The following is a 6,487-nucleotide window of genomic DNA, read 5'->3' on the forward strand; positions in this document are numbered from 1 at the left end:
AAAGGTTGGCCGCATTGCGGCCAACCTTTTTTTATTGAGGCTGTTTTATCTGTCAACGATGGCTGCTACCCGGCAGCAAGACATCGCTGCACAGCACATGCTGCTCCTCGTTGATCTCGATTGCCATCGATAGCGTCACGCAGATGCGGGTGTCGGTCATCGACAGATAAGGCTCGCTCATATACAGCACACCCGGCTGGTCGATCGCATGCTGGAAATAGCTGCGGCGCGACCACACCGCCCCGGTGGTGTCTTCCAGCGGCGCAAAGCGCAGATTGCCCTCCATCTCGCCACGGCGCGAATTGAGATTGCGCCCCTTCTGCCGGCCTTCCTGATCCAGCAGAAAACAGCGGATCACATCCGGCAGCATCAACATCGGCCGGGCGGCCAACTCGAAATCGCTGCCTTGCATCAGCGCAATCGCGGTCTGCATGAAAGCCTGACGTGACAACTCCATCTGCCGGCGATTGAGCTTGCGGTGCAGCATCTCGCGATTCATCAGCTCATCCCACTTGGCATCCAGCCGCGGGGTAATCAGATGATCTCCGTCCGGCTCGGCCGCCGGCCGCGCTACGAAAAAGCCCTGAACCAGATCGCAGCCCGAATCGAGTGCCACCACCACATCGGTTTCGCTCTCGACGCCCTCGACCACCACCAATGCACCGATTTCGTGCATCAGCCGCACCAGTCTGGACAGCAAGGTGCGGGTACGTTGCTGGGTGACCGCGCTGCGCAGCAACTGGCGGTCAAACTTGACGAAGTCAGGCTCGAGGCCGCAAACGCGGTCGATATTCGAATGCCCCACGCCAAAATCGTCGATCGCCAGCAGACAGCCGGCATCACGCAGGATGGCGACACCCTCCAGCAAACGCGCATCCAGCTCGATCGCCTGCTCCAGCACTTCGAGTACCACCGATTGCGGCGGCAGGCCGCTCTGGATGATCAGCTCGCTCAAGCGCTGCGCCTGCTCGGGGTCAGACAGCGTCATCGCATCAACATTGAGGAAGAGCCAGCGTGCGCCCGGATTCAGCTGCATGAATTGCCCGCAATGCTGGGCACAGACCGACAGGTCGAACTGCGTGCGCTCGCGACGGTGCAGATACTGCTCGTAAACCTGGGTCGGCGGCAGCAATTCACCATCCTGCCGCGCGCGCAGCAAGGCCTCCAGCCCTACCGTCCGCCGGTGGGCCAGACTGTAAACCGGCTGGAAATGGCTGCCCAGCAGCAGTTTGGAGGTAACAGCATCAACACTCACGATAGGACTCCATCAAAGATTGCTGTCTTTATAGCAAATGGCGTTCCAGTGTAATTCGGGGCCGACAAAACCGGAATCAATAAAAAAGAGCCGGCTTGCACCGGCTCTTTTTACTGCTCACAGCAAATTACATATCAGTCTTCAAATTTCCCTTATTGATCAGGTCATTGATGATGTTGGCGTCAGAACCGCTACCGGTCAGACTGCTATAAGCAACATCCTTGAGCAGAATGTGCTGGTCGCTTGCCGTTGCAAAGTTGCTACCGTTAAACGCCCCGCTGCTGCTGATCTGCACCAGGGTATCGCTGCCACTTTGGCTGAAGTGCAGATACTTGGTGAGATTACTGCTGTTCTCGCCTTGCAGCAGATCACGCAGATCCAGCACATCGCCACCGCTACCCTTCTGGAAATCCATCACCGTATCAACAGCCGGCGCAGACGTCGTGCCCTTGTCGGCCAGACTCCACTTGAAGGTATCGATGCCGAGGCCACCGGTGAGGGTGTCGTTGCCCAGACCACCGCTGATGACATCCTTGCCGGCGCCGCCACCAATGATGTCATCACCCTTGCCACCACTGATGGTGTCGTAACCATCGCTACCGGTGATGCGATCATTGCCATCGGTACCAGAGGTACTTGCACCGGTGCGAATCGCCCAGGTACCGTTGCCGGTATCGACCAGATCCTGGTTTGCGGCCAAGGTTGGCTGACTACCTACCTGGAACAGCGGGAAGTCGTCAGTTCCCAGCACCTTGTAACTGCTGTCGCTGCTGCCTGTCGCTTTGATTTCCACGCGGAAATCCGCTGCGCCGCCTTGATCCCAGTACAGGATCTCGAGAGGCAACATACCCTCCTTGATGCTCACATTGCTGTAAACATTGGTGGTGGTGGACTGGATCTTGTCGACTTGGGCAACATTGGTGCTATCGAGGTAGAAACGGTAGCCATCATCCGCAGTAATGCGGATATCGTAGCTGCCAGCCTGAGCAAAGTTGACATAGGCCAACATACGAATCGCAGCATCCGAGGTATTCCCCAGACCGGCTCCACCGGCCACCATATTGCTGGCATTGCTGCCATCAACGGTCAGGAATTTGTACAGATTGCCCGAACTGCTGGTCAGTGCCGTACCCGACTTCAAGGCCGAGTTCTTGCCTAGGTTATCGCCAATTGCCGAAGACGATGCACCGGCCGAGGTGAAACCGTACTCCAGTTTGCTGGCGATGAACGAAGCATTCATGCCGGCATTACTGCCCTGGGTCATCGAACCGATCAGCGAGCTGTTATTCTCGCTGCGCGACTCGATCAGGCTTTCGACCTTGGTCAGGGAGTCCAGGTTGCCATAAACAGTCGCACTTTCCTGATAACCGTAGTATTCGGAACGCAAGCCCAGCGTATTGTTGCTGACCGCCGCCTGCGTCGCACTCAGACTAATGTCGTTAAAGGCTACCGGTGCCAGCGTGCCCGAGTGGATGGTCAGATCCAGATGACCGCTGGTGCTGGCGACGCTGCTGTTTGGCTCGGTGGCCACGGCCGAGACATCCAGCCCGATATTGCCAGTGGTGCTTGAAGGCAACAGCAGCTTGGCACTGGCAAGCTCGCTGGCGGTCAGCGTAATCACCCCATTCACGGCGGTATAGCCATTCGGCGTGCTGCTGCTGACAATCTGCGCACCTGCAGGCAGGTTGCTGAACTGATAGCTGAGCCGCTCGGAACCATCGCTGTCCACCAGCTGGCCGCTGATATACGTGGCCAGCTGCACGGCAGTCTTGCCGCTCACCCCGCCACTACCGGCAATCACGCCCTGGGTCGAACTCAGGCGGATATCGTCGATCAGCGCACCACGGCCATTTTCATTGAACTGGGTATTGTTCGGCGACAAGACGATGGACAAGGTTTCGGCATTACCGGTACCGGCAAAGCTGAGCTTGAGGTTTTCCCAGTTGAAGCTGGTTTGCGAGCTGCTGGAGCCATACTCGCCAAGCAGGGTGTTGCCAAGATAGACCGCAATCTTGGTATACGCAGTACTGAAGCCCGGGCGACCGGCATAGTCGAACGACAGATCATAAATCTGGCCGGCAACTGTATTTACCTGACGCGAAATACCCAATGTTTGAGCCGTAGTATTTGCAGCATCATTCAGCTCCAGTGCATTGCGGCCATTATCGCCCGGCAGGACCACCGTGTTATAGCCACCGTCCTGACGTTGCTGGCTATCACCTGTCGTCCACACTTCGAACACATTAGTACCACCAGTTTGCCTGTCACCCGTGGTCACCAGTGTCCAGCCTTCCAGGGTCGTGCCGCTGACCGACTCGGACGTATCGCTGTTATTGCTGACGCTCTCCCAGCTGGTACTGATCAGGCTCTGGTCAGCCACACTTGCCACTGTCAATGTCGGCTTGTCGGCAACCGGTGTGATATCAACCTTCATGGTGGCATTACTGCTGGCTGCACCATTATTGTCCTGCGCCTGGTAAGTGAAGCTTGTGTAATCCTGCTTCAGGTTACCGGTGCCGGTTGCAGCAAAGCTTCCATCACCTGACTCATGCAGATCCGGCATCAGGCGGAATTTTTCGGTATCAATATCAGCCTTGCTGATAACCTGGTTCAGCGAAACAGCCACCCAGTTACTGCCATTGTTGTACTGCAATACGCCATCGGCTGGCAGGCTGGTAATCTTCACCGACAGGTTGGCCGCAGCAGTATCGGTATCACTGATAGCAAAGTCTGCCCAGGCAAATACCTTGGCCACATCCTCGGTACCCGTCACCGCACCCCCCGCTGCCGTTGGCGCGTCATTCACCGGTGTCACGGTGATGCTCAGTGTGCTGCTACCGGTGCCGCCATTCGGGTCACGTACGTTGTAAGTCACGACCGGTACGCTACCGTTCCAGTCCTTCGTCGGCGTGAAGGTATAAGCACCATTTTCTGCAATGGTCAGGGTGCCGCTATTGCCAATGGTAGCTGTCTGCCCTGCAGTGAAGCTGCCGGCAATGTTAGCGATACTGAAACTGGTGACAGTCAGTGCACCATCCGCATCGCGGTCATTGGTGAGCACATTACCCGTTGCAATGACTTCTTCCGCCACCGTCTTGCTGTCAGCCACCATCACGGCCGCATCATCCGTCGGCGAGACCGTCACGGTCACCCGTGCCGGCGTGCGATCTTGTGCACCCTTGTCATCCACTGCCGAGTAGTCGAACCCGGTCACACCATTCCAGTTGGCCGCCGGCTTGAAGTAAACCGGACCCGTCACGCTGCTGCCTGCCGTGATGATTTGCGTAGCCGCGGCATCACGGTACAGCGTGCCGTTAGCCGGCAAGCTGTTGATGGTGAAGCTGGCAATCGTGCCATCCACATCATGGCCAGCCAGCTTGATCTGCACCGGTGCTGCCGGGTCTTCGGTGGTGCTCACCGGCAGATCCAGCGTCTCCGGCACGATATTGCCCGCCCCTTCGCTATCACGGCCGGTAGCAGTGCTGCCATTGGCCAGTTCGCGCGATACCGCTTCGACTGTCATGCCCAGCTGGCCATTGACGGCACCGGCAACTTTCAGCGTCAGACCGCTCAAGGCCACATCCTTGGCATCAGCCGCCCACAAGCCAGTCAGTTTCAGCGTGCCATCGCTGCCGATGGTTCCCAATTCGCTACCATTGGCCGCAAACAGCTTGGCACCCGCATACTTGGCATCCAGCACGATACGGATGCTGTCGATCACTTCGCTGCCGTCACGGTCAACCAGTGCCACCTGGATATCGAGCGGATAAGACGTTGTCGCTACGCCTTCCTTCTGCCACTGGCTGGTACGCGTATTGAAGAAATAAGTTCCGTCATCAAACTGCAGACGTTCGATGTCATACAGATTATCGGTACCTTCGCCAGCAAATGGTGTCGCACTGGTAACCTGCTTGTCCTTCACCTGGAAGTAAAGGCTGCCACCTGATGAAAGTGTTGGCGTGCCAATAATGTAATCGGCAAAGTTACCAGCAAAAACCGCCGTATCAATACCGCCACTGCCATACAGCGAATCATCGCCCTGCTCGCCGACTAGGATGTCGTTACCCGAACCGCCAGTAAGATGATCATTAACCCAGCTAGCATTTGTATTGTCCGAATTGCCCAGAATAGCGTCATCGCCAATCAGTACGTTATTCGCGGTGCTGAAAAGCATCGAGATATCATCGATCAGATTCTCGCCTCTTACCGCAAAACCCTGACCTGTCTTACCCGCTGGTGTCGACCATGAATCCGTCCCTGAAGTCAGCGTAATTGCATTGGCACCATACTCGGCCTGCGTTGCCGTCCAGCCCTTGTAATCACGGCCACCCTCATACGGACTACCCGCCTCATAACGACCAGCGCCCAGTGTCAGGGTCACGGTTGGCTCATCGGCTACCGGGGCGATGTCGACGATCATCGTCGCCGTCGCGCTATTGGCACCGGAACTATCCTGAGCCTGATAGGTAAAGCTGGCGTAATCCTGCTTCTGATTACCGATGCCACCATCGGTAAACACATCTGATCCGGATTCATGCAAATCAGGCTTCAGACGCAGCTTGCCGGCATCAATATCGGTTTTGCTGATCACCTGATTGACCGCAAGCGCCACCCAGTTACCGCCATTGTTGTACTGCAGTACGCCATCCGCCGGCAGGCTGGTGACTTTCACCGACAGGTTGGCCGCAGCGGTATCGATATCGTTGATGGCAAAGTCTGCCCAGGCCAACACCTTGGCCACATCCTCGGTACCTGTCACCGCACCACCTGCCGCAGTTGGCGCGTCGTTGTCCGGGGTGACGGTGAGGGTCAGCGTGCTGCTGCCGGTACCGCCGTTCGGGTCCACCACGTTGTAGCTGATGACCGGCACGTTGCCGTTCCAGTTGTCGACCGGGTCAAACACGTAGTCACCGTTGGCCGCAATGGTCACGGTGCCGACGTTGGCGATGGTGGCGGTCTGGCCGGCGGTGAAGCTGCCGCTCACGCCGGCGATGCTGAAGCCGGTGACGGTCAGCGCGCCGTCGGCGTCGCTGTCGTTGGCCAGCACATTGCCGGTGGCGTTGCTGTCTTCGGCGACGGTGTTGCTGTCAGCCACCAGGCTGGCCGCGTCGTTGTCCGGGGTGACGGTGAGGGTCAGCGTGCTGCTGCCGGTACCGCCGTTCGGGTCCACCACGTTGTAGCTGATGACCGGCACGTTGCCGTTCCAGTTGTCGACCGGGTCAAACACGTAGT

The 6,487-nt window shown here is 57.6% G+C and carries 2 protein-coding genes; both read right to left on the reverse strand.

Annotated elements, in window-relative coordinates:
* Positions 1 to 52: 52 nt before the first annotated feature.
* The gene (locus ACZ9W6_RS03175; protein ID WP_465189632.1) at positions 53 to 1,255 is read right to left on the reverse strand and encodes a sensor domain-containing phosphodiesterase; all 1,203 of its coding nucleotides are present in this window, start codon (positions 1,253 to 1,255) and stop codon (positions 53 to 55) included.
* A 127-nt stretch (positions 1,256 to 1,382) separates the two neighbouring features.
* Positions 1,383 to 6,487, reverse strand: a 5,105-nt coding sequence (locus tag ACZ9W6_RS03180; protein WP_465189633.1) for a tandem-95 repeat protein, incomplete at its 5' end; no start/stop codon positions are given.

Source organism: Vogesella lacus (assembly GCF_979366295.1).